Raw genomic sequence first — 23,979 nt, forward strand, 5'->3', positions numbered from 1 at the left:
TGATTAAGCTATTTTAAATATTAGGTTATTTTATTCTTAGTTTTAAGTTTAATTTTAAATTTAATTTTGTTTTAGTTTATTTAACGATGATAACTGAAAAGTTTTATCAACTGTTCTTTAAAAAATTGGAAACAAGCTGAAAACAAGAGATTTTCGAGAGAAAGTCTGAGTAGGCAAGACAGGAAAGTGAAAAGAGGGAACTGAGAAGGAAACTCTAAAAACAAACCTGTTTTGTAAAAAAATCTTGATTGAACAAAAGTAATCAAGTGTTTAGTTGAATTAATGAGGCTGAAAGTGCAGTCAAAGCACGGTATCTATTTTATATTGAGTTTTGAAAACATTTGAGGTTGTATAGTTAAGTGACTAAGCGTACAAGGTGGATGCCTTGGCAATCAGAGGCGAAGAAGGACGTGCTAATCTGCGAAAAGCTTGGATGAGTCGATAAGAGGCGTTTAATCCAAGATATCCGAATGGGGAAACCCAGTAGATGAAGAATCTACTATCAACAAGTGAATTCATAGCTTGTTGAGGCAAACCGGGAGAACTGAAACATCTAAGTACCCCGAGGAAAAGAAATCAACCGAGATTTCGTCAGTAGCGGCGAGCGAAAGCGAAAGAGCCAGTAAGTGATAGCAATATAGTTAGGAGAATGTGTTGGGAAGCACAATCAAAGAGGGTGATAATCCCGTATCTAAAAACCATATTGTGGTACTAAGCTAACGAGAAGTAGGGCGGGACACGTGATATCCTGTTTGAAGAAGGGGGGACCATCCTCCAAGGCTAAATACTCCTGATTGACCGATAGTGAACCAGTACTGTGAAGGAAAGGCGAAAAGAACCCCGGTGAGGGGAGTGAAATAGAACCTGAAACCTTGTACGTACAAGCAGTGGGAGCCCCATCACTTAATCCGATTGGAAGGTGATGAAAAGCAACCGCACTTAAACAATGGTAAGAGGAGCGAAGCGAGTCAAACCACCCAAAAGAAGCAGTGGGATTAAGTGATGGGGTGACTGCGTACCTTTTGTATAATGGGTCAGCGACTTATATTTTGTAGCGAGGTTAACCGAATAGGGGAGCCGAAGGGAAACCGAGTCTTAACTGGGCGTTGAGTTGCAGGGTATAGACCCGAAACCCGGTGATCTAGCCATGGGCAGGTTGAAGGTTGGGTAACACTAACTGGAGGACCGAACCGACTAATGTTGAAAAATTAGCGGATGACTTGTGGCTGGGGGTGAAAGGCCAATCAAACCGGGAGATAGCTGGTTCTCCCCGAAATCTATTTAGGTAGAGCCTTGAGGTGACACCTTTGGGGGTAGAGCACTGTTTCGGCTAGGGGTCCATCCCGGATTACCAACCCGATGCAAACTACGAATACCAAAGAGTGATACTCAGGAGACACACGGCGGGTGCTAACGTCCGTCGTGGAGAGGGAAACAACCCAGACCGCCAGCTAAGGTCCCCAAGTCTATATTAAGTGGGAAACGAAGTGGGAAGGCTTAGACAGCTAGGATGTTGGCTTAGAAGCAGCCATCATTTAAAGAAAGCGTAATAGCTCACTAGTCGAGTCGGTCTGCGCGGAAGATGTAACGGGGCTGAAATATAGCACCGAAGCTGCGGCATCAGGCGTATCACTAATACGCCTTACGATTAACAACCTAGAATGGCGCAAAGCGACATGAAAGGTTGTTCAAGCAACCCGAACGTTGAGTCGGGTATCTTAGAGTGAGGATGATTAGTGATACGCCTGTTGGGTAGGGGAGCGTTGTGTAAGCGGAAGAAGGTTCATCGAGAGATGGGCTGGACGTATCACAAGTGCGAATGCTGACATAAGTAACGATAAAACGGGTGAAAAACCCGTTCGCCGGAAGACCAAGGGTTCCTGTCCAACGTTAATCGGGGCAGGGTAAGTCGGCCCCTAAGGCGAGGCTGAAAAGCGTAGTCGATGGGAAACAGGTTAATATTCCTGTACTTGGTAAAGCTGCGATGTGGGGACGGAGTAGGTTAGGTTATCGCACTGTTGGATATGTGCGTTTAAGTTGGTAGGTGGGAAGTTTAGGCAAATCCGGACTTCCTTAACACAGAGAGATGATGACGAGGCTCTACGGAGCTGAAGTAACTGATACCACACTTCCAGGAAAAGCCACTAAGCGAAAGGCTTTACTAAACCGTACTGAAAACCGACACAGGTGGTCAGGTAGAGAATACTCAGGCGCTTGAGAGAACTCGGGTGAAGGAACTAGGCAAAATAGCACCGTAACTTCGGGAGAAGGTGCGCCGGCGTAGATTGTAAGGGCTAGCCCCTGAAGGTTGAACCGGTCGAAGTGACCAGCTGGCTGCAACTGTTTATTAAAAACACAGCACTCTGCAAACACGAAAGTGGAGGTATAGGGTGTGATGCCTGCCCGGTGCTGGAAGGTTAATTGATGGTGTCATCGCAAGAGAAGCACCTGATCGAAGCCCCAGTAAACGGCGGCCGTAACTATAACGGTCCTAAGGTAGCGAAATTCCTTGTCGGGTAAGTTCCGACCTGCACGAATGGCATAATGATGGCCAGGCTGTCTCCACCCGAGACTCAGTGAAATTGAAATCGCCGTGAAGATGCGGTGTACCCGCGGCTAGACGGAAAGACCCCGTGAACCTTTACTATAGCTTGACACTGAACATTGAATTTTGATGTGTAGGATAGGTGGGAGACTTTGAAGTAGGAACGCCAGTTTCTATGGAGTCATCCTTGAAATACCACCCTTTAACGTTTGATGTTCTAACGAAGATTGCGGAACGTGGTCTCGGACAGTGTCTGGTGGGTAGTTTGACTGGGGCGGTCTCCTCCCAAAGCGTAACGGAGGAGCACGAAGGTTTGCTAATCACGGTCGGACATCGTGAGGTTAGTGCAATGGTATAAGCAAGCTTAACTGCGAGACAGACAAGTCGAGCAGGTACGAAAGTAGGTCATAGTGATCCGGTGGTTCTGAATGGAAGGGCCATCGCTCAACGGATAAAAGGTACTCCGGGGATAACAGGCTGATACCGCCCAAGAGTTCATATCGACGGCGGTGTTTGGCACCTCGATGTCGGCTCATCACATCCTGGGGCTGAAGTAGGTCCCAAGGGTATGGCTGTTCGCCATTTAAAGTGGTACGCGAGCTGGGTTTAGAACGTCGTGAGACAGTTCGGTCCCTATCTGCCGTGGGCGTAGGATGATTGATTGGGGCTGCTCCTAGTACGAGAGGACCGGAGTGGACGCATCACTGGTGTTCCAGTTGTCTCGCCAGAGGCATTGCTGGGTAGCTAAATGCGGAAGAGATAAGTGCTGAAAGCATCTAAGCACGAAACTTGCCAAGAGATGAGTCATCCCTGACTTTAAGTCAGTAAGGGTTGTTGTAGACTACGACGTAGATAGGTCAGGTGTGTAAGTGTAGTGATACATTGAGCTAACAGATACTAATTGCCCGAGAGGCTTAACTATACAACGCTCAAGTGTTTTTGGGAGCTAAGTGAAGTAAGAGATGAAAAGCGAAGCAAATAAAAGTAGAGCGGAAACCGAAGTAAAAGACTAAACAAAGAAAAGTAAATATAGAAGACTTAATAGAAAGGAAATTGAGTTCAGCTTGTGACCAATAAGAACGAGTGAAAGGTAGAGTAAAGACTGAGTAACGAGAGATAAAAGAGACGAGAGATAAAAGAGAAGACGAGTTATCAAAGAATTATCCTGGCGGCGATAGTGCGGTGGACCCACCTGAGACCATACCGAACTCAGAAGTGAAACGCTGTAATGCCGATGGTAGTGTGGGGTTTCCCCATGTGAGAGTAGGGCACCGCCAGGTTAGCAAATAAAAAATCTAAATATAAATCTATCCATTAAGGTAATTAAGATAGATAAAATTAAGTAAAAACAGAATTAAACAAATTAGATAAAGAATAAATATAGAACCCCAGTTTAAGGACTGGGGTTTTGTATTTTAACTAAAATAATTATCTAAATAATTAATTTTATTAATTAGCATATTTCTAATTTTAATGTATTATACTGGTTCCCTAATTCTTAATTTTATATGAATATTATTAATGAAACCAACCTTTCTAGACATTATTTCATGAAAAGGATTAAAGTAGAAAATAGAGATTGTATTTCAATATCAAGTTTTTAGTTTTGTATTGCCTACAATATAGTTTTAATAAATATACCTATTTATATCATTTAGAGTTTTGAGTTTTCATATTTTTCAAATAGACTTTATATATTCATTTCTAATCTCCTTCATTATGCTTAAAAATTTAGACGAAATAACTTCAAGTATTATCGCTGATCCTCAAAATAAAGATTTTACAGAACGTGGAATTTTCCCTTTATTTTCGGTGCCTAAAACAGCTCGAATTAATATTGTTGGTCAAGCTCCAGGGTTAAAAGCTGAGCAATCTCGTTTGTATTGGAATGATAAAAGTGGTGAGCGTTTACGTGAATGGTTGGGAGTAGATTACGATTATTTTTATAATTCAGGTATGTTTTCGGTTCTTCCCATGGATTTCTATTATCCTGGAAAAGGTAAATCGGGTGACTTACCACCTCGTCAAGGTTTTGCAGAAAGATGGCATTCAATGATTTTAGGGCATCTACCTAATATTCAGCTCACTATTCTTATTGGGCAATATGCACAGAAATATTATTTACCCGAAAATAAAGATAATGTAACTAACACTGTTAAAAATTATCGTCAATTCTTACCGCACTTTATGCCTCTCGTGCACCCATCCCCACGTAATCAGCTTTGGGTAACAAAGAATCCTTGGTTTGAAGAGCAAGTTATTCCTGAATTACAAATTTTAGTCAAACAGATAATTAATAAAGATTAAGTTTTTCATTTCTTACGCACACATAGTAATAACAATCTCTTTTACTTTATGGATATAATAAAGCCTATATCCACAGGTTTTTTTATAACGATAATAATGTTTTAGGAGATTTGATGAAAAATTTCAAATATTTTGCTCAGAGTTATGTGGATTGGGTTATTCGTCTTGGGCGTCTTCGTTTTTCTCTTTTAGGCGTGATGATTCTAGCGGTTTTAGCCCTTTGTACTCAGATTTTATTTAGTCTATTTATTGTTCATCAGATATCTTGGGTAGATATTTTTCGTTCGGTAACTTTTGGCTTACTCACTGCGCCTTTTGTTATTTATTTTTTCACTTTATTAGTAGAAAAACTTGAACATTCTCGTCTTGATCTTTCAAGCTCGGTTAATCGATTGGAAAATGAGGTCGCCGAGCGAATTGCTGCTCAGAAAAAATTATCCCAAGCATTGGAAAAGTTAGAAAAAAATAGCCGTGATAAAAGTACCTTACTTGCCACAATAAGCCATGAATTTCGCACGCCATTGAATGGGATTGTCGGGCTTAGCCAGATTTTACTTGATGATGAATTGGATGATCTCCAGCGTAATTATTTAAAAACTATCAACATAAGTGCGGTCAGTTTAGGCTATATTTTTAGCGATATTATTGATTTGGAAAAAATTGATGCCAGCCGAATTGAATTAAATCGCCAGCCAACAGATTTCCCCGCCTTATTAAACGATATTTATAATTTTGCTAGTTTCCTCGCCAAAGAAAAAAATCTTATTTTTTCTTTAGAGCTTGAACCTAATTTGCCTAATTGGTTAAATCTTGATCGTGTTCGCTTGAGCCAAATTTTGTGGAACTTAATTAGTAATGCGGTGAAGTTTACGGATCAGGGAAATATTATTCTTAAAATTATGAGAAATCAGGATTGTTACCATTTTATTGTGAAAGATACAGGAATGGGGATTTCACCTGAAGAACAAAAACATATTTTTGAAATGTATTATCAAGTGAAAGAAAGCCGTCAGCAAAGTGCGGGTAGCGGTATTGGGTTGGCTATTTCTAAAAATCTCGCTCAGTTAATGGAAGGAGATTTAACAGTTGAAAGTGAGCGAGGAAAAGGCGCAACTTTCCATCTTACTCTCCACGCTCAAGAAATTTCTGAACAAGAATCCGTTAAGAAAAATATACCATTCTTGAATATTCTTTTAGTAGAAGATGTTGATCTCAATATTATGGTTGCGAAAACTATTTTAGAAAAACTTGGGCATCATGTTGATGTTGCGACAAATGGCAAGCAGGCGATTACTTTATTTGAGAAAAATGTTTACGACATTCTATTGCTCGATATTAAATTACCAGATATGAGTGGTTTTGAAATTGCCCAATATTTGCGAGAGAACTATGAAAACGGTATTTATGATTTTTTACCGCCAATGATTGCTTTTACCGCCAATGTTATGCAAAGCGAGCAAGAATATTTAGAAATGGGCATGGATGGCGTATTACGTAAACCCATTTCAATTAAGGATTTACACCATTGTCTACAGAAATTTTTTGCAGATGAAAGCGAATCTATTATAGAAATGAATGATGATAATGAGCTTTCAGAACAGTTTGATTTAGCGCTGATTGAAACGCTTGGAAAATCCCAAATTTTAGAAAATTTATCTTTATTCAAACAAACTATGCCAAATTATCTGGCTCAATTATCAAAAGATAATATGAAAGAAATAGAAGATACCGCCCATAAAATTAAAGGCGCAGCGGCATCGGTAGGGTTAAATCATTTACGACAATTAGCGGATACTTTAGAAAGTGCGGCTAAAAATTCTGATGTTTTTAATTGTGGAGAATTGATTGATGAAATTGGAAATCTTTGGTTAGAAGATGTGGAGGATTTGCTTAAATTTTGTAAATTTTAATATCATAAGGTAGTTGTGTAAAGATTATTTAAATGTGATTTAAAGATAATAAATAGGCTTAAAATGGGAAAATCAAATTTTATTTTAATTAGTAAAACTTTTCAAATTTCTCCGTTATTTACCTTTATATTAAAGGGAATTGATTTTGCTTTTTAATATTAAAGCGAGTAGAATTAGGCTCTCAATTTTATTTACTTTGATGTGGAAATTTATATGTCAGTATTTAATACATTTGTTGAATTTGTCGCGAGAATTGTTGCACCAATGCAGCGTCAATTTATTAATTTTATCCGTATTGCTATTTTTATTGTAATGGCATGGATCGGTGGTTTGAAAGTTTGTCAATATGAGGCAGATGGAATTGCCCACTTTGTATCAAATAGCCCGTTTTTTAGCTATATGTATGAAAAAGGGCCAAATTTAGTGCCGAATGATAAAGGAGAGTTAGTGATGGAATATACACTACACAAAAATCCTGAAGGAAAGATGGTTGCAAAAAACATCGAATGGCATAAAGAAAATGGCACCTATACGGCTTCTTACATTATTGGAGCAATTATTGTTACTGTTGGTATTCTTACTTTAGCTGGTATTTGGAATGCAACGGCAGGTTTAGCAGGGGGCCTACTGACATTTGGCATGTCAATAGTCACGCTGTCATTTTTAATCACAACGCCCGAGGCTTGGGTGCCTAATCTAGGTGGAGATTTACCAACGCCAGCCTATGGTTTCCCTTATTTATCTGGAGTTGGTCGTTTAGTGATTAAAGATATTATTATGATGGCAGGTGGCTTAACAGCTGCAGCAGAGTGTGCAAATCGAATGTTAGCACGTAAAAAATAAGTTTATCGATATAAAAACAGCTCCAAGTATAAATTGGAGCTGTTTTTATTATCACGACTAGTTAAATATTGACCAGTATGTTTTGTATTATTAATTCATAATTCATAATTCATAATTCATAATTCATAATTCATAATTCATAATTCATAATTCATAATTCATAATTCATAATGCCTTTATGTCTTAATAAGGTTTCTAATTGTTGATATATTAAATTTAAATATTTCCTCCAACCCCTTTAAATTTCTCTACAAATGCAGCAATTTTTTGGAAAATTGTCTGCTTTTTAGTGAGATATTGTGGATTAAGTGGACTCATTTTTGGCAATACTTCATTAAGTGCCGTGCCGTTTTCACTGGCATATTCCCGTTTTAATGAAGTGCTGATATAGCGTTTTGCTGCATCGACATTCAAATTTTCTTCTTGAATTAAGGTTTCTGCTTCTTTTCGCTGTTCTGCTTGAGCAAATAGGAAGAATGAGTCAATTAAAGTCGCTTTATCGGGAATATCATCTAAATTTGTTTGGTTGATAAAATCGACAATCAAGCTCTCTTTCGCACGGTTACCCAAACTTGAACGAACTGTGCGGCGGATTTCATCAATTAACACCTCTTTGTCTTGGTTTTTCTTATGATGTTCGAAAATTAACGCAAGAATATAATCCAAATTGATTTCTTGAGATTTTAATAAATCTACTTCAAACACGACATCATCCCAATTTATCGGTGAATTATCTTTATCATTCCCCTCTTTTCTTTGGCGTAACCAATCGCGAATATCATTATAAGTGGAACGATAATCTTGCTCTGTTCTTACTGGTAAAGTGGGTACTTTTAGCATTTCTGCAATTTGTTCATCATTCACATAATGTACTTGCTTGAATTTCTCCATTGCAATCGGATCATTTAAATCGACCGCTTGTAAGGCTTGCAATGCTGCAAATTCATCGTAATTCTGCAAAATATTTTCGACACGTAGATATTCGCCAAATAATTTTACAAACTCTTTTTTATCTTGCTCTGTTTCGATTTCTGTTGGATTAGGAAAGCGATTTTGTAGCTCTTGAATAACCTCCAAATAACCACGTTGATTGTCATCACCGTTAAAATAGCTGTCGTAGCTTTTTTCTAGTACGACATTCTTCGTATTTTTATCGCCAAATAGCGTGATTGCATCAATGGTATTTTGTTCCAAATCACGGAAAGTGACGATATTCCCAAAGGTTTTAGTTGTGTCATAAATGCGGTTGGTGCGAGAAAAAGCCTGCATTAATCCGTGATAACGCAAGTTTTTGTCCACGAAAAGAGTATTCAACGTAGGGGCATCAAAGCCTGTTAAGAACATTCCGACCACAATCAGTAAATCCACTTCCTGATTTTTCACACGTTTGGCAAGATCGCGATAGTAATTTTGGAATGATTGACTATCTACGCCATAATTCGTGCCAAAGTAGTAATTGTAATCATCAATGGTTTTCGTTAAAAATTCTTTTGCTGTACTGTTTAGAGCAGTGGGTTCAAAGGTCTCATCTGGAATATCGCCAATCGCATCTTGTTCTTCATTGGCGGCAAACGAAAAGATTGTTGCAATTTTTAACGGATGCTCCTGCTCTGCCTGTAAATTTTGTAAGGTTTCGTAATAACGTTTTGCTGCTTCCACACTGCTTACCGCAAACATTGCATTAAAGCCTTTACCTGTGGCATTCAAGCGGTGGGTTTTTTGTTTAAAATTGTTAAGCAAATATTGCGAGATTTCTTTAATACGCTCAGGGTGTAAAAAGGCTTGTTTCTGCTCAAGTGCGGTCAATTTTTCAGGATCTTTTTCTGTTTCTAAGGCTTTAAATTGTGGGCGGACATCGTTGTAATCGACCTTGAATTTCAGTACTTTGTCATCACGAATAGCATCAGTTATCACATAAGAATGCAATTCCGCACCGAACACACTTGCTGTCGTTTCCGCACCTAATGCGTTTTCAGAGAAAATAGGTGTGCCAGTAAAACCAAATTGATAGAATTTTTTGAATTTACGTTTTAGATTTTTTTGTGCTTCGCCAAATTGGGAGCGATGTGCTTCATCGAAAATAAAGACCACCTGTTTTTGATAAATAGACAGGTTTTCTTCACTTTTCATTAAATTATTCAATTTTTGAATGGTGGTTACGATAATTTTGTTATCATCTTTTTCAATATTGCGTTTAAGCCCAGCGGTACTTTCCGATCCATTCACGCTATCAGGCGAAAAACGCTGATATTCTTTCATCGTTTGGTAGTCTAAGTCTTTACGATCGACCACAAAAAAGACTTTATCAATAAAATCAAGTTCAGTCGCAAGGCGAGATGCTTTAAAACTGGTGAGGGTTTTGCCTGAACCTGTGGTATGCCAAATATAGCCACCACTTTCTTTGTTGCTCCAATTTTTGGCGTGATATGAACTTTTGATTTTCCATAAAATACGCTCAGTGGCGGCAATTTGATACGGACGCATAATTAACAACGTATCACTCACATCAAACACGCAGTAATTTACCAACACATTGAGCAAAGTATTCTTTTGCAAGAAAGTTGCGGTAAAATCCTTTAAATCTTTAATCAGAGTATTTTTTGCCGTTGCCCAACTCATTGTGAAATCAAAGCTATTTTTATTGCGTTTCGTTGTGTTGGCAAAATAGCGGGTATCCGTGCCATTAGAAATGACAAAAATCTGAATATATTTAAAGAGAGAATTTTCTTTATTGAAACTTTCTTTGCTGTAACGGTGAATTTGGTTAAAGGCTTCACGAATGGCTACGCCGCGTTTTTTCAGTTCAATATGCACAAGGGGTAAACCATTCACCAAAATTGTCACATCATAACGATTATCATAGCTGCCAGTTTGCTCAAATTGATTGATGACTTGCAGAGAATTATTGGCAAGATTTTTCTTATCTAGCAAATAGATATTCTGAATGCGTCCGTTATCGAACACAAAATCATAAATATAATCATCGTGAATTTTGCGGGTTTTCTCAATCAGATTATCGCTCGGTTTATCCAAATATTCCTCTAAAAAACGTTGCCATTCTGCATCGGAGAAAATAACATTATTCAACCGTTGTAATTGAACACGTAAGTTTTTAATCAGTTCATCGTGATTATTAAGCCCTTGTAAATACTCATAGCCTTGAGCCTGTAAATCACGAATAAACTCACGCTCAAGGCTCCCTTCTGTTTGATAACCAGCATTAGGTTCTTCCACAAATTTATTATATTGATCTAAAACGATAAAATTATTGGATTCAGCGATAGTTTTGTATTGGGTCATGGTTTTTCCTTAGTATATTTTTCAGTTATTCAGTATTACTGAGTAACTTGAGTTATTATAAGCTATTGAATAATAAGCTTATTTTTTATTGGGTATATTTTCCAGTCGTAATTTTTATAGTTTAAATATTAATCAAGAAAACTTTAGTTTTAACTAAAGAACTTGACCTCGGATCCATATTTTTATACTATGCGTGCCAACAGTTCCCCTGGCTTTGCCAACTCAAGTGGTTGGATTCACAAGGCTAGGGGCCATTTTTCCCCATAGATTCCATTCTTTTAGGTCAATAACTAATCCTGTATCTCTTATTGAAATTGCATTATTTTGCACCTTAGGAAATTCATCAAGAACCGCTAAAAAACGTTCTCCCCACGTTGAATTTGGACAAATAATATCTAACATTCTTTTCATCAAACAAAAATATACGAATACTTGTTTCGTGGAAAGCATTTTCCACTGTGGGTCATTTAGCCCTTTCAATGTTGCATTTATAGGAATAGAACGATTCCATAATCTGCTATGATGTGCAGAAATGTTGCGAATGATGTTAAAAGCGTGAAGATGCGTTTGTAAATGTTTTCCACTTTTTAAATGATATATTTTAGCAATATGGTCTTTATCTTCTTCTTTCATCCCGCTATAAAGTTTTGACATTGTGCCAAAATCCCAAACTTCACAGCATACCCAAATAGGTAGATCTTCATATTGTTCTAAATGATGTTTTACAAAATTTGTTTTTCCTTCTCGGCGAATTAAACTATCAAGTCTATCTAACCATTCTGAATGTCGGAAATTAGAATCAAAAAATTCACTTTTTTTGTGGGCGAGTGGTTGATATTTTCCTAATTGATAAGCAATATTCACACGCATAGCGACTTCAATTCTTTCTAAAGCATCAAGTGCTAATTGTCGTAATTTTTTATCAAAAAGGTAAAGTTGTTTTACATCAGTAAAAGATGTATTTTCAATAAAGCGGTCTAATTTTTTCTCAGGATTACAAATATCTATTTGGCGAAAAGGATAAAGATAGCCACTAATACGATAATATCCAATTGTTTTTAAATAACCTAAGGCTTTTAAGTCATTCTCAATAACAAGCCCACGTGTTTTTAATTGCGAGAGTTGGTCATCAAAACTTTTCCATTCTTTTAATGTTTTTGGCATATTTTCTTATTGTTTAAAATTTAGTAATAATTCTCGGTAATACTCATACCGCTTTTGTCTTTGTTCAATCGCTAAAGGTAAGCCTTCGGTGATGGAATTGGTTAGGGTTTCAAATTTATCTAGGATTGAAACGATACGGTGTTGTTCTTCAAATGTAGGAAGAGGAATTTCATAATTCAAAAAATTATCAGCCTTAACTCTAATTACTTTTGTACCTTGAGCATATTTTTCTTTAAATTTATAAAATCTTTCTGTTTGCAAAATATATGTTAAGTATTTTGTATTTACTCTTTTATTCGGTCTAAATGCAAACATATCGCCTGAAAAAGCAATTTCACTACCAAGCCATCCAAGAGGTTTCATTACATCTTTTAAATTTTCACTAGTCCCAGCAATTAATACATCGCCATATTTAGCTTTTTTTAATTTTTTAGCCAATTCGGGCGAAACAAAAGATTTGGTTTTCGTGGCAAATGTACCATAGTAGGTATAAATTTGACCATAATGAATGGCTGGAACGCCTGTTTCGGTAAAATCTTTCTTCTGTAATCCATTGCCACGAATTAACTCTCCCAAATCAATCAGTTTTATCCATTGGACTACCCCCCCCCCCCCCCCCCCCGATAGCTCTAAACTATCAAAAGATAATAATTTTTCCCGATAGTATTCATACTGTTTCTGGCGTAGTATAAGCTCGCTGGTAAGCTCGCTGGTAAGCTCTGTCAATGTGTCCAAAATTTTTACGATTTCGGTTTGGACGGAAAGTGGGGGGATGGGGATTAACATTTCTAAAACATGATACATGCTAGGATGTTTAATTCCTGAACCTCTATAGAACGAAGAAATTACGTCTAATTTACTTAATAAAAAATAGTATAAGAATTTATTATCCAAAATTTTAGTATTATTTGATGTTGCAATTCTATTATCCGCTGTAACGAATTTACCTTTATAATATTGAACTATTGGATTACCACCCCAAGGGATTGCAATAATTTCTCCTTCAGAAATATTGTTTTGTACTAGTTCTTCGGTAGTCCAAATATCAGATTCATTTGTGGTTAATAGTTTTACATTACCTCCATCTACAATTAAAGGTTTTAACTCACTTGCTAAGTAGTAGTGATATTTAATAACTTTAGGTTGTTTTTCTTTTTCTACAGCATTAAATCTTTTATCCCAAGTTGTAATTGACCATAAAGGCTTCCGCTCAACCTCAGCCCCATCCAATAATTTTTCTAAAAAAGTGCGGTTGTTTTTCATCGTATTTCTCGTAGGGCGGATTTCATCCGCCGTTGTAATATTGATATTCTTTCGGCGGACTGAAGTCCGCCGCTACTGTGGCTTATTTTTTCTGATGCAATTTATCTACGGTTGTTTTTTCTAATGCTTTCAATGTAGCTAGATATTCTTGTTCAATGGGTGAAAGTGTTTTTACCTCATAAGCTCTATATTCTGAAATGGCTTTTTGTTCAGCTTGTTCTCGACTGATTTTTCCAGCACTTTGTAACACGCCTTTACCATACATTTGAGCAAATTTATCTAATTCATTAACCCAATCTTGCATATACATTGGCGTATGAGATTGTGCTTTAAGTTCAGCTAAGTCAAAAAAAGCAGATACCAAACGATTTAAACGAAATAATTCTTCTTCTGTGAGATAATTTTTTGCAACTTTGATTTCTTTTAATGTGGGTAATGCACCTTTAAATGTAGTTAGTCCCATAAAATCTTTGTTGCTATCTACTCTATAGTAAATGAGTTCTGCCGATGTTTGTTCACAAGTTGCATAATGTAACTTATTTTGTACCGTTTTGAAGAATTTAACTGTTGCTTCGCTTTTAGGATTATAATCTTGGCTGGTTGCGTATAGATCTAGAACTTGGCGGTATAATGCTTTTTCACTTGAGCGAATATCTCTGATTCTATTGAGTAATTCTTTCCAATAATCTCCACCACCATTATCTTTTAAGCGTTCATCATCTATCGTAAAACCTTTTACCATATATTCTTGCAATCGATCGGTTGCCCATTGACGGAATTGTGTGCCACGAGATGATCGAACTCGGTATCCTACAGCAATAATCAGTGGTAACGAATAATAAGCTAATTGGCGAGAAACGGTTCGACTTCCTTCAGTTTGAACTGTCAACTTATAGTTGACGGTTGAATTTTCATCAAGTTCGCCTTCAGAAAAGATAGCTTTGATATGTTTACTGATATTTTGTTTAGTGGTCTGATATAGCTCAGCCATTTCAATTTGAGATAGCCAAATCTGATCATCAAATTTCTGTAATCTAAACTGAGCATTACCTTCACTGGTGGTATAAAGCACAATTTCCATTGTTATCCCTCAATCTCCGCCACAATCTTGTCAATCTCCGCACGCAAGCGGTCAATATTGGCTACAGTTTTACGAATTTGAGCATTGAGTTCATCAATATTAATTACTTCGCGGGTGTCTTTTTGTTCCACATACGAACTTACTGCAAGGTTGTAGTCATTTTGGGCGATTTCTTCAAAGGATATGGATTTTGCCAAATGCGGCACATCCTCTTTATCGGCAAACAGTTTGAGAATTTGCTCAATATGTTCCTCTTCTAAAATGTTGTTATTAGTGGCAGATTTAAATAAACCGCTGGCGTCGATAAATTGGGTTTGGGTATTGGGTTTGTGTTTGGAAAGCACCAAAATATTCACCGCAATACTGGTGCCAAAAAAGAGATTAGGTGCTAAGGCGATCACGGTTTCCACAAAATTATTATCCACTAAATATTGGCGGATTTTTTGTTCCGCACCGCCGCGATAAAAAATGCCTGGGAAGGAGACAATCGCCGCCCTGCCTTTGCCTGAAAGATAACTTAACGCATGTAAAATAAAGGCAAAGTCCGCTTTGGATTTTGGCGCAAGCACGCCGGCGGGGGCAAAGCGTTCATCGTTAATAAGTGTGGGATCGTCGGAGCCAGCCCATTTCACGGAGTAAGGTGGGTTAGAAACGATGGCATCGAAAGGTTTATCATCGCCAAATTGTGGTTCCATTAAGGTGTTACCTAAAGCAATATCAAACTTGTCGTAGTTGATGTTATGCAAAAACATATTCATACGGGCAAGGTTGTATGTGGTATGGTTAATTTCCTGCCCGAAAAAGCCTTCTTCAATAATATGTTCATTAAATTGTTTTTTGGCTTGAAGCAAAAGTGAGCCAGAACCTGCTGCAGGGTCATAAATTTTATTGACCGAGGTTTGCCCGTGCATTGCAATTTGAGCAATGAGTTTGGAAACACTTTGTGGGGTGAAAAATTCGCCACCAGATTTGCCTGCATTGGCGGCATAGTTAGAAATAAGATATTCGTATGCATCGCCAAATAAATCAATGTGGTTATCTTCAAATTTGCCAAAATCAAGTTCAGCCACGCCTTTCAAAACAGCCGTTAAGCGGTCGTTTTTATCTTTTACGGTATTGCCTAAGCGATTGCTGGTGGTATCAAAATCGGCAAATAACCCTTTAATATCTTGTTCAGATGGAAAGCCCGTCGCTGAGTTTTCAATATCAGTAAAAATCTGTTTTAAATCAGTATTCAAATTAGGATTGCTGCCAGCATTAGCCGCAACATTCTTAAATAATTGGCTTGGGTAAATAAAGTAGCCTTTCGTTTTAATGGCATCTGTTTTAATGTCAGGTGTAATGATTTCATCGGGTAATTGAGCATAATTTACGCTTTCATCGCCCGCTTCAATGTAATTGGCAAAATTTTCGCTAATAAAACGGTAAAAAAGTGTGCCAAGCACATATTGTTTGAAATCCCAGCCATCGACTGAGCCACGCACATCATTAGCAATTTGCCAAATACGGCGTTGAAGTTCGGCACGTTGTTGCATTGCTATTGTCATAAAATCCTCAAAATATTTTATGTAATGAGTTAAATAAAGATGTGAAAAATTATACAGGAAATTAGTCTATTCTGCGTGAATTTCTATGAGTTTATCTTGCGGCTATTTGTAAAAATAATATCTCGTTTGCAGGTTTTGTCTTGATAAAGTGCGGTTGAAATTTGCAATGTTTTTATGAAGGGCTTTTTTAGCGGAAAATATTTGAAAAAGGGCATGTCATACATGCCCTATAGATTGATATATTAATTCATAATGCCTTTATGTCTTAACAATGCATCTAATTGCGGCTCTCTGCCACGGAAGCGTTTGAAGAGTTCCATTGGTTCTTCTGAGCCACCACGCGTGAGAATTTCATCTAAGAATGATTTGCCGGTGATTGGGTTGAAAATACCTTCTTCTTCTTCAAAGCGAGAATAAGCATCAGCCGATAAGACTTCAGCCCATAAATAGCTGTAATAACCTGCGGCGTAGCCCCCTGCAAAAATATGGCTGAAGCTGTGCGGGGTTCTTGCCCAATCAACGCCTTTTATGACGGCAACTTGTGATTTTACTGCTTTAAGTGTCTCTAAAATTTGATTGGTTTTTTCCGCATCAAAGGTGTGATGCAAACGGAAATCAAAAATCCCAAATTCAAGCTGGCGCAAGATAAACATCGCGGCTTGGAAATTTTTTGCTTTTAACAATTGCGTGAGTTTTTCTTTTGGCAACGGCTCGCCTGTTTCGTAATGTCCTGAAATAAACGCTAATGCCTCTTCTTCCCAGCACCAGTTTTCCATAAATTGACTTGGTAATTCCACGGCATCCCAAGGCACACCGTTAATACCCGCCACATCGGAGACATCAATTTGCGTGAGCATATGATGAATGCCATGACCAAATTCGTGGAATAGCGTGGTAACTTCATCGTGCGTAAATAACGCTGGCTTATTACCTATAGGGGCGTTGAAGTTGCAAGTTAAATAAGCCACTGGGGTTTGAATGCTGCCATCCAGTTTACGTTTGCGTCCGATACAATCGTCCATCCACGCGCCACCACGTTTATGTTCGCGCGCATATAAATCAAGATAGAAACTGCCACGGAGTTGATCGTTTTCATCAATTAAATCAAAGAAACGTACATCTTTATGCCAAGTATCCACGCCTTTGCGTTCAACTGCACGAATATTAAAAATTCGTTTAATTAATTCAAACAATCCCGAAATCACGCGATTTTCAGGAAAATATGGACGAAGTTCTTCATCATTAATGGCGTATAAATGTTGTTTTTGTTTTTCGCTGTAAAAACCAATATCCCAAGGCGCAAGTTCAGTGACACCAAATTCTTTTTCACAGTAATCTTTCAATTCTTGCAATTCTTTTTCGCCTTGTGGTTTAGCACGTTCGGCAAGATGATCTAAGAAATCAAGCACTTGTTGTGGGTTTTCAGCCATTTTTGTGGCAAGTGAAAGTTCGGTGTAAGTGTTAAAACCGAGTAATTTTGCCAGTTCTACGCGTAACGTAAGAATTTCTTCCATAACTTTACTGTTATCCCATTTGCCAGCGTTCGGACCTTGTTCTGAGGCACGTGTCGCATAAGCTCGGTACATTTCTTCACGCAATGCACGATTTTCGCAGTAAGTCATCACTGGCAAATAACTTGGGATTTCTAACGTAAAACGATAACCTTTCAATCCTTTACTTTCGGCAGATTGTTGTGCAGCTTGTAGTGCGGATTCTGGTAAGCCTGCCAGTTCTGCTTCGTTTTCAATGAGCTTTTCCCAACCCATTGTGGCATCTAATACGTTATTGCTAAATTGTGAATTTAATTCCGACAAGCGCGCTACAATTTCGCCGTAGCGTTGTTGTTTTTCTTCTGAAAGACCAATGCCTGAAAGTTCAAAGTCACGCAGTGAATTTTCAATGGCTTTCTTTTGTGCAATAGAATAATCGGCAAATTCAGCACTATTTTTTAACGCCAAATAGGCATTATAAAGCCCTTTATGCTGACCAACCCAAGTGCTGTATTCAGAAAGTAAAGGCAAGCACGCTTGATAGGCTTCACGCAATTCAGTGCTATTTTTTACTGAATTGAGATGAGAAATAGGTGACCAAGCACGGTTTAAGCGATCATTGGTTTCTGTTAAAGGCAAAATGAAATTTTCCCAAGTAAAGTGCGGTTGTTTTAACACTTGTTCTATTGTGTCACGACAATCTTGAATTAATTTTTCAACAGCGGGTTGAATGTGTTCTGGCTTGATTTGTGAAAATGGCGGTAGGCCTTGAATGTTCAGTAATGGATTTGACATAGACATAAATGTTCCTTTGTTTGAAAACTGCTTTTTATGTGACGACAAATTCTATAATATCAAGGTTGAAAAATCTAAAAAATCGGTAATAATAGTTCGCATTTTCTTTTTTATTAGGAACATTATGAAAATTATTTACATTATTTTAGGTTTTCTTTCTCTTGCACTTGGCATCATTGGCATTTTTCTTCCTCTTTTGCCTACCACGCCTTTTTTATTACTTACTTTATTTTTCTTCGCAAAAGGTTCAAAACGCTTAGAACAATGGTTTTTAGGTACAAGTATTTATCAAAAACATCTCAAGTCTTTTAATGAAAATCGATCATTAAAGAAAAATACCAAAATTTGTATTTTGACTTTTGTCACCATAATGCTACTAATTGGTTTTTATTTTACGCCAAGCGTAATAGGGCGTAGTGTTATTGTTGCGTTGATTTGCATTAAGTTTTGGTTCTTCTTATTTTGGGTTAAAACCGAAAATGAATAATTTGTTCGCTTTGTGCCAACGAAGTGCGGTTATTTTTTCCATCATTTTTACGATGGTGGCTTGTGATAAATTGGATAGTTCCAAGCCTATTTCGCCACAAGTTGAGACACCGAAAAATACTCAATTAGAATCTAACCGAGTTGAATTAAAACGTGGCGTTTATAGCGATTTGACTTTGCAACCTTGGCAAGCACAAAGCGAAGAACAAACTCAATTATTACGAGATCTTTTTGAAGGCTTAACAGCTTATGATGCGCAAGGTAATCTTGTTCCAGCCGTAGCAGAAAGTTGGCAAACCGAAGACAATAAAACTTGGATTTTCACTTTGCGTGAACATGCCAAATGGTCGAATGGCGAGCCTATCACTTCATCAGATTTTGTGCAATCTTGGCAAGCACTTTCGCAATCTGAAAGTCCACTTAAAAATTATTTGGCTTTTATGAATGTGAAAAATGCGAAGGCAGTGTTGGAAAAAATACTAGCTGTGGAATCGCTTGGATTATTCGCTGAAAATGACCGCACTTTACGTATTGAATTAGATAAAGCATCACCATATTTGCCTTCTATGCTGGCGCATGTCAGTCTTTTGCCTCGCTATGTTAAATCGACTGAAACATTTATCAGCAATGGCGCATATCAGTTACAAAGTCAGGCTGAAAATCAGCACATTTTAATTGCCAATCCTTATTATTGGGCGAAAGAAAAAGTGATATTTCAGCAAGTGAAGTATCAACAAATTGCAGCTGATGCAGATTTGTCTGATTTTGATGTTGTAATGAATCCGAAAAAAGCAGTTCAAAATATCCAAGATTATCCGCAACTTTGTACTTATTTTTACGAATTTAATCTTACGGATCCAATTTTGCAAAAAAGTGCGCTAAGAAAAGCCATTGTTTCGATGATTTCTACCAAGAATTTAGTTGCAGATATTCCTTATCTTCACCCTAACAATAGTTTTCTGCCAAAATCAATGCTCGGAGAGCAAGAGTCAATTTGGGAACCAGCCATCGCAGAACAATTACTTTCGCAAAATCAAATGAGTGAAATGCATCCGTTGAAATTACGCATTCGTTATGATGATTCGTCTCTGAATCAAACCATTATAACGCGATTAAATCGTCAATTATCGCAATCCGATTTATTGCGTGTTGAAAATCAAGCTATGAGCTGGCAAGAATTGCAAAGTGCCCGCACAAAAGGCGATTTTCAATTAATTCGTTCTGGCTGGTGTGCTGATTTTAATGATCCTGCAGCCTTTCTAAATTTATTCTATTCAAAAAACCCTGATAATAAAAATGGCTATAAAAATGCGGAATTTGATCGTTTATTTGAAAGTGCAATGACGACGACATCCGAAAAAGTGCGGTTAGAAAATTACGCAAAATTAAAAGAAATAGTTCAACAAGAACATTTAGTATTACCCATTTTTCAATATAGTACGCCAGTTTATCTCACACCAACTATAATGGGCGCGCAAGTAAATTCTGTTGGAACCATTTACAGTAAAGATTTGTGGAGAAAGGTTCAAAGTCAATAATTGCCCTTGCAATCAAGAAAAAAAATCTTTAAGATTGGAGGCATTGGGGACAACGCCTACATCGTTCCCTTGTGGTTATCTTAGATAACTGTGCCTGAACAGCTAACTAAACAACAGATAATCAAGAAAATGAAAAAGGCAATTTTTTTCATTTTACTTACTCCTGATAAGCCCCGATCTTTGGAATACGAGACGGGCTTTCTCGTTTTTAGCAATATGCTAAAAAATCTTTCGATTATTCCGTAACTGAGAGTTTAAATAAAAAAGCCATACTGTTCAATATAACAGTATGGCTTTTTTAACATATCTTATTTGTTAAATAATCTCTTCCTGGCAATGTGGACAGGTCATTAAATGTTGTTCATCATTGTTATGCACAATGTAATGCCCCATTTTTTTCGCTTTTGTATCAAGATATTTTGTGTTGTAGCGGTTTTCGCCTACATTAAGCGGTACTCGTTCAACCACGTTGATACCTGCTTTTTTCATGGTTTCTACTTTTTCTGGGTTGTTGGTCATTAAGCGAACTTTTTTTACACCAAGTAGCTCAAACATATCGGCACAGACTTCAAAGTTGCGTTCATCCGCTTTGAAACCTAAAGCAAGATTAGCTTCAATGGTATCCATTCCTTTATCTTGTAAAGAATAAGCACGGATTTTATTAATCAAACCAATTCCGCGACCTTCTTCACGATGATAAATTAAGACTCCGCGACCTTCTTCTTGAATTTGTTTTAATGCTGTCGCCAGTTGGAACCCACAATCGCATTTTAAGCTGTGAAGCGCATCGCCAGTTAAACATTCAGAATGGATACGTGCTAATACAGGTTCATCAGCATTAGAAATATCGCCCATCACTAAGGCTACATGTTCTTTTTTTGTATCTGGGAATTCAAATCCCACCATTTTGAAAATACCGTATTCAGTGGGTAAATTGGCTTGCGCAACTAGCTGAATTTTTGCCATAAAGTGATCCTTATTCGTAGTCATTTCTGTTAGAATGCGCGCGTTATTTTTGTTATCAAGGGGCGAGCATGTTCAAAAGGCTGTCATTATATACGTTATTACTTTGTCTTGTACCATTTTTTATTTGGGGTATTTCCTATCAGTGGCATGGTAATAGCCAATTAACTCAAGCTGATTATTGGCTTTATTTGCTCACTGAAACGGGTAGCGTACCTTATGCGTTGATTACCTGTGTGTTATTTACGCTTTTGTTTGCGTTTTTATTTAAAAATCCAAAACAATGGCTATTAGGCGTAATTGTGATGGGGATTTCAGTTATTGCAACTCAAGCGGCAAAAACAGGGGCAAAAGCATTATTTGAAGAACCTCGTCCGTTCACCGTTTATCTAGCTGAGCAAACTCATTCAACGCCTGAAAACTTTTATAAAAATGACCGCACTTTGCGTTCTGAAATAGCTAAGAATTTTTATTCGATGGATGCTATCACACCAGCTTGGTTAGTTCATCATTATGAAAATGAAACGGGGTATTCGTTCCCTTCTGGACATACGATTTTTGCCGCAACTTGGCTAATGCTTGCTGTTGGCTTTACCCAATTATTGGGTAACCGTTCTTTTAAAGCAAAATTGCTGGTGGCGGGTATTGCGGTGTGGGGCTTGTTGATGTTGATTAGCCGTGTGCGATTAGGCATGCATTACCCAATAGATTTATTGGTGGCGACATTACTGGCATGGTTGATTAATAGCATTATTTTTGCCTTTTTAAAGAAAAAGGCGATCTTCGTCATGAAATGGTATTAGGTGCTGACTTGTCTATACAAAATTGTGTGTTTCAAACCACCGTTCTATATTTTGAATAATAAATTGGGGAAGTAATATTTCTTGTTCTAAGAAAGTTTTATCTATGATGAAATAATTCATGTTTTTTAGATTTATTTCTGAAGGTTTTCTTTGTTTCCCTGATAGGTAATAATAGGTTGTCCACAATACTGGTAAAGAACTATTATTCCAAATATCTTCATATCTTTGAATTGAAGCATCAAACCAAAATCTAAACCAGCAGTGACGTTTATTTTTATATGTTCCTTTTTGGTTAGGACAGTCTCCTAATGTTAATAGAATATAAGGAATTTGATACTCTTCAAGTTTATCGTATTCCCAAATTTTTTGTTGATTAGCTAATATAATAAATTCAATAGATTATAAGTTTTTTGCCAAAAAAACTAATTTGACGATAATATTTTTGCCAATTTTTTCTGAATGAATTTTTTAATTCAGTCCATGCGTTTTATTTGGTGATAATGGAAAATATGATTGGTATAAATTGCTTTAGTTTAATTTTATGGGGAAGAGTTCGCTTTTTGGGTAATTAGAAAAATTGCTATTAGAGGATGGCACTGTATTACATTTTTCTCAAATAAAACTTGAGCACAAATAGGGTAGTGGCATTTGGGTCTAGTATCTTTTAAACCTAACGGTTTATTACCAAATTCAATAATGTACTCCTTGACAGTGATTAAAATTTCTTTGCTTGGATGGTTTTGCTTTTTCCATTTTATCCTATTTGTTATACACTAAAGAATAAAGCATAACAGGCTTAAATTTTGATGAATTATCCACAGTACAAATAAGGCGTTATTAAAATAATTTACATTCTACCATAGGATAATAATTATTCTGATGATTGGATGAGTTTTCTAGATAATCATTCTGATAAAACAAAAGGATTACAGGTAAAATTACAGACTTGTGAGTATTTTGGGTTAGTATCAAAAAAGTATATAGGTACTGTAAGAGATAAATGGTAATACACAATATATTATTTTATTGTGGTTTTAAAATTACGATTTTGGTACTTTTAGTATAAAGTAAGGGCTATTTTTATTATTTACGAGCACCAAATATCGCAATCAATTCTTTCACTTTTACGCGTTTTTCTGGGGTTTGGCTAATAGAACGTTGGACTTTTACCCGTTTAAATTTAGCACCGTTATAAATTTCACGCGTAAATTTAGTATCGTGATTCGAGATCAATATCGAAATTTGTTTTTCTTTTTGTATAGATTTCGCTAAATCTGCCAAAGCACGTTGCTGCGCCAATCCAAACTCATTCCCCGCATAACCAGTAAAATTAGTCTCTTGTTGTAGCGGAGCATAAGGTGGATCACAATAAATCACCGAATCCTTATCGGCAAATTCAAAAGTTTTTTGAAAATCACAGCATAAAAATACCGCACTTTGCGCTTTATAAGCGAAATAACGTAATTCATCTTCTGGAAAATAATGAGTTTTGTAAGCTCCAAAAGGCACATTAAATTCATTCTTGCTGTTATAACGGCATAATCCGTTAAACCCAAAACGGTTCAAATATAAAAAAATAATCGAACGTTCGAAAGGATCTGTTGATGCATTGAATTGGCGACGTTTAGCATAGTAATAATCGGGTGTATTGGCATCATCAGCGAAGAAAATCGGCTTACAATCTTCAATATAACCATCTACATTTTCTTTCACAATATTGAATAGATTGATTAAATCAGGGTTGATATCTGCCAAAATATAGCGTTCAAAATTAGAATTCAGAAATATCGCTCCAGCACCCACAAATGGCTCAATTAAGCAGTTTTTTTTGTTTGGAAAGGCTTTATTTATCTCGTCCGTTAAACGAAATTTTCCCCCCGCCCATTTTAAAAATGGACGGTGTTTTAACTTAGGTTTTAAAGATTGTTTTTTCGGACGTAACAT

Annotated in this window: 14 protein-coding genes and 2 rRNA genes; 8 read left to right on the plus strand and 8 right to left on the minus strand. The window is 37.0% G+C overall.

Translation table 11 applies throughout. The features are described from left to right. Positions 1-353: 353 nt before the first annotated feature. The 5 genes from DQN49_RS04975 to DQN49_RS04995 all read left to right on the plus strand — a co-directional run bounded on the left by DQN49_RS04975 (position 354) and on the right by DQN49_RS04995 (position 7,605). A 23S ribosomal RNA gene (locus DQN49_RS04975) occupies positions 354-3,467 on the plus strand. 242 nt (positions 3,468-3,709) lie between these two features. Further along, positions 3,710-3,825, plus strand: a 5S ribosomal RNA gene (gene rrf / locus DQN49_RS04980). Between the two features lie 439 nt (positions 3,826-4,264). Then, positions 4,265-4,852 (plus strand): uracil-DNA glycosylase family protein, encoded by a 588-nt coding sequence (locus DQN49_RS04985; RefSeq protein WP_006996254.1) that lies wholly within the window; start codon positions 4,265-4,267, stop codon positions 4,850-4,852. A gap of 113 nt (positions 4,853-4,965) precedes the next feature. Beyond that, on the plus strand, positions 4,966-6,762 hold the full coding sequence (locus tag DQN49_RS04990) for an ATP-binding protein (protein WP_006996255.1): 1,797 nt from the start codon (positions 4,966-4,968) through the stop codon (positions 6,760-6,762). Between the two features lie 213 nt (positions 6,763-6,975). Continuing rightward, positions 6,976-7,605: a YkgB family protein gene (locus DQN49_RS04995; RefSeq protein WP_006996256.1), complete on the plus strand. Its 630-nt coding sequence runs from the start codon at positions 6,976-6,978 to the stop codon at positions 7,603-7,605. 216 nt (positions 7,606-7,821) lie between these two features. On the opposite strand, the gene DQN49_RS05000 is transcribed toward DQN49_RS04995, so the two are convergent. From DQN49_RS05000 to prlC, 6 genes are all read right to left on the minus strand, one after another. Beyond that, positions 7,822-10,905: a type I restriction endonuclease subunit R gene (locus DQN49_RS05000; RefSeq protein ID WP_006996257.1), complete on the minus strand. Its 3,084-nt coding sequence runs from the start codon at positions 10,903-10,905 to the stop codon at positions 7,822-7,824. 222 nt (positions 10,906-11,127) lie between these two features. Further along, positions 11,128-12,069, minus strand: coding sequence for an Abi family protein (locus DQN49_RS05005; RefSeq protein WP_006996258.1), 942 nt, complete (start codon positions 12,067-12,069; stop codon positions 11,128-11,130). Positions 12,070-12,075: 6 nt separating this feature from the next. Next, on the minus strand, positions 12,076-13,332 hold the full coding sequence (locus DQN49_RS05010) for a restriction endonuclease subunit S (protein WP_111723562.1): 1,257 nt from the start codon (positions 13,330-13,332) through the stop codon (positions 12,076-12,078). 82 nt (positions 13,333-13,414) lie between these two features. After that, a complete protein-coding gene (locus DQN49_RS05015) occupies positions 13,415-14,413 on the minus strand; it encodes a virulence RhuM family protein (RefSeq protein WP_006996261.1) in 999 nt (332 codons plus the stop codon). A 2-nt stretch (positions 14,414-14,415) separates the two neighbouring features. After that, positions 14,416-15,960, minus strand: coding sequence for a type I restriction-modification system subunit M (locus DQN49_RS05020; RefSeq protein WP_006996262.1), 1,545 nt, complete (start codon positions 15,958-15,960; stop codon positions 14,416-14,418). A gap of 242 nt (positions 15,961-16,202) precedes the next feature. Beyond that, complete coding sequence (gene prlC / locus DQN49_RS05025) at positions 16,203-18,245, minus strand: oligopeptidase A (protein ID WP_032826366.1); 2,043 nt, start codon at positions 18,243-18,245, stop codon at positions 16,203-16,205. Between the two features lie 124 nt (positions 18,246-18,369). Between prlC and DQN49_RS05030 the strand changes: the two genes are divergently transcribed. After that, positions 18,370-18,732 (plus strand): YbaN family protein, encoded by a 363-nt coding sequence (locus DQN49_RS05030; protein ID WP_006996265.1) that lies wholly within the window; start codon positions 18,370-18,372, stop codon positions 18,730-18,732. Further along, on the plus strand, positions 18,725-20,269 hold the full coding sequence (locus DQN49_RS05035; RefSeq protein WP_006996266.1) for a peptide ABC transporter substrate-binding protein: 1,545 nt from the start codon (positions 18,725-18,727) through the stop codon (positions 20,267-20,269). Before DQN49_RS05030 ends, DQN49_RS05035 begins: the two co-directional genes overlap by 8 nt. A 315-nt stretch (positions 20,270-20,584) precedes the next feature. Here the strand turns inward: DQN49_RS05035 and ribA are convergent, their stop codons facing one another. Beyond that, entirely contained in the window at positions 20,585-21,235 is a 651-nt protein-coding gene (gene ribA, locus DQN49_RS05040; protein ID WP_005629111.1) for a GTP cyclohydrolase II, read from the minus strand. A 68-nt stretch (positions 21,236-21,303) separates the two neighbouring features. Here ribA and DQN49_RS05045 point away from each other — a divergent pair, with 68 nt between their 5' ends. Next, the gene (locus DQN49_RS05045; RefSeq protein WP_006996268.1) at positions 21,304-22,035 is read left to right on the plus strand and encodes a phosphatase PAP2 family protein; all 732 of its coding nucleotides are present in this window, start codon (positions 21,304-21,306) and stop codon (positions 22,033-22,035) included. A 1,083-nt stretch (positions 22,036-23,118) separates the two neighbouring features. On the opposite strand, the gene DQN49_RS05050 is transcribed toward DQN49_RS05045, so the two are convergent. Then, the gene (locus DQN49_RS05050; RefSeq protein WP_006996270.1) at positions 23,119-23,979 is read right to left on the minus strand and encodes a Dam family site-specific DNA-(adenine-N6)-methyltransferase; all 861 of its coding nucleotides are present in this window, start codon (positions 23,977-23,979) and stop codon (positions 23,119-23,121) included.

It is taken from the genome of Haemophilus aegyptius, assembly GCF_900475885.1.
In the GTDB taxonomy this organism is placed as follows: Bacteria; Pseudomonadota; Gammaproteobacteria; order Enterobacterales; family Pasteurellaceae; genus Haemophilus; species Haemophilus influenzae.